Below are 1789 nucleotides of genomic sequence, written 5' to 3'. Positions count from 1 at the left end.
GGCTCTGACGCAAAGCGTGTGACGTCGTCACGCACGGTCATTTCAGCATCGGTTGCATAGGATGATCTTTCGGAGCAGGTCGAAGTTGGCTCGGCCATAGCGGCTGCGTTTGAGAGCCTTGACCCTTGTCACGTTGCCTTCCACCGCTCCCGAGGAGAACGGTAGGGACAGGCCGTTGGTGACCGCGTCCAGATCACGTTCGATGCCGTGGGCGAAGGAGTGCAGCTGCGGGATGCCGTCGGCCTGAACGGCGGCGAGCCACGGCTTGAGGTTGGTGGCTCCGGTGCGTTTCATCATCATGTTGGCGAGCGCGGTGACGTGTCTGGCCAGGTCAGACAGAGTGGGGCTGCGTTTCAGCAGGGCATCGAGCCTGGTCTCGTCCTGGGCGGTGAGGTGGTCTGGGTGGCTGGTGATCCAGCGGGTGGCCTCGCGGACGGTGGGTGGTGCCGGGGGAAGATCGGGAGTGGCGGCCGCGGCTCGCAGCGGCGCCAAGTAGCGGCGGACGGTGCGGCGACTCCCGCGATAACCGCGCTCGTGCAGCTCGGCGAACAGCTCGGCGGCGTTGGTGATCCCATCCTGGCGGATGCGCTGCTGCAGGTAGGGGGCGAACTGCTCGAAGGCGCGGGTCCGGTGGCGGCGGCCGTTGATGAGCTGTTCGGGGCTGGTGGCGTCGCGGTATTTGCGCACGGTCTTGCGGTCCAGGCCCAGGTGCTCGGCGATGGCTGTGACGGTCAGCCCGCGATGAACCAGCTGCTGGATGAGGGCGTGCCGTTCCTTGGTGCGAGATGCGGTGAATGCCTCGCCTTCGGGTGATGGCGCTCTTGCGATGGGTGCTGTCGAGGGGGCATCAGCTGTGGCGGGGGCGAGTGGCGGGTTGGGGTCGATCGGGTTGAGCAGGTCAGCGCGGTGTGCCCGGACGATGTGCTCGGCTGCACGGCATAGGTTGTGCCACAGGTGCCACCGGTCCGCCACCTCGGTCGCTTGCGGGGCTCCGGCGCGGGCCGCTTCGGCGTAGGCGCCCGCCCGGTCTCGGCAGATGACTTTGATTTCCGGGTGCTGGTGCAGCCAGGCCGTGACGGTGTCGGCGGTGCGATCGTCCAGGACGTCGATCGGCTGGCCGGTCTCCATGTTGACCAGCAGGGTGGCGTAGGAGTGTCCCTTTCGTTTGGCCCAGTCGTCGATGCCCAGCACGGTGACCGGGTCGAGGGCGGGCTCGGGTAAGGCGCGGATCAGCCGGATGAGGGTGTCGCGGGAGACCGTGATGCCGATCATGTCGGCCAGGCGCGAGGCGGCTCTGCCGGCCAGGGCCAGCGCGAACAATTCCAGCATGCGCCGCAGCTGGGAGGTGTTGCGGGCGTGCCGCACGGCCAAGCCGGCGATCGGCTCGGCGAAGGTCTCGGCCTCGCAGGCCCGGTTCTCGCACTTCAGGCGCCGGACCGAGAGCGCGATCAGTACGGGCCGTCCGCCGGCGGGCAGGTCCTGCAGCAGCCGCCGGTAATGCCCGTGCAGGCGAGACGACGTCATCCCGCATCGGGGGCAGCAGGCGGGGCCGCCCTGGGTTCGCGCTCTGATCAGCACGTACGTGCCGCGATCGGCTGTTTCCTCGATGACCAGGGCCGACAGGTGAGGCAGGAGCACTTCCAGGCAGGACTGGCCTGCCGACTGCTCGGCATGGTGCACCATGACTCCACGGCCGCTCGTGAACGATCGAGTTCAGGGAGAACCAGATCATCACCCAGCGGACGCCTTCATGCGCGGACAGTTACTCAATCGCGACGAACCCCGACGA

1 protein-coding gene is annotated in these 1789 nt (G+C 67.8%); it reads right to left on the bottom strand.

The window, feature by feature from the left end; genetic code table 11:
- Positions 1–42: 42 nt before the first annotated feature.
- Positions 43–1683, bottom strand: coding sequence for an ISL3 family transposase (locus LDL49_RS56335; protein ID WP_225303177.1), 1641 nt, complete (start codon positions 1681–1683; stop codon positions 43–45).
- Between the last annotated feature and the right edge of the window lie 106 nt (positions 1684–1789).

Source organism: Nonomuraea aurantiaca (assembly GCF_020215705.1).
Lineage (GTDB): Bacteria > Actinomycetota > Actinomycetes > Streptosporangiales > Streptosporangiaceae > Nonomuraea > Nonomuraea aurantiaca.
The sequence above is the reverse complement of the archived record's forward strand: the minus strand, read 5'-3'. Positions and strand labels throughout refer to the sequence as shown.

What these genes read in the sequence shown, in the direction of transcription:
- LDL49_RS56335 (WP_225303177.1), bottom strand. Translation starts at nt 1,683, where the DNA reads ATGGTGCACCATGCCGAGCAGTCGGCAGGCCAGTCCTGCCTGGAAGTG.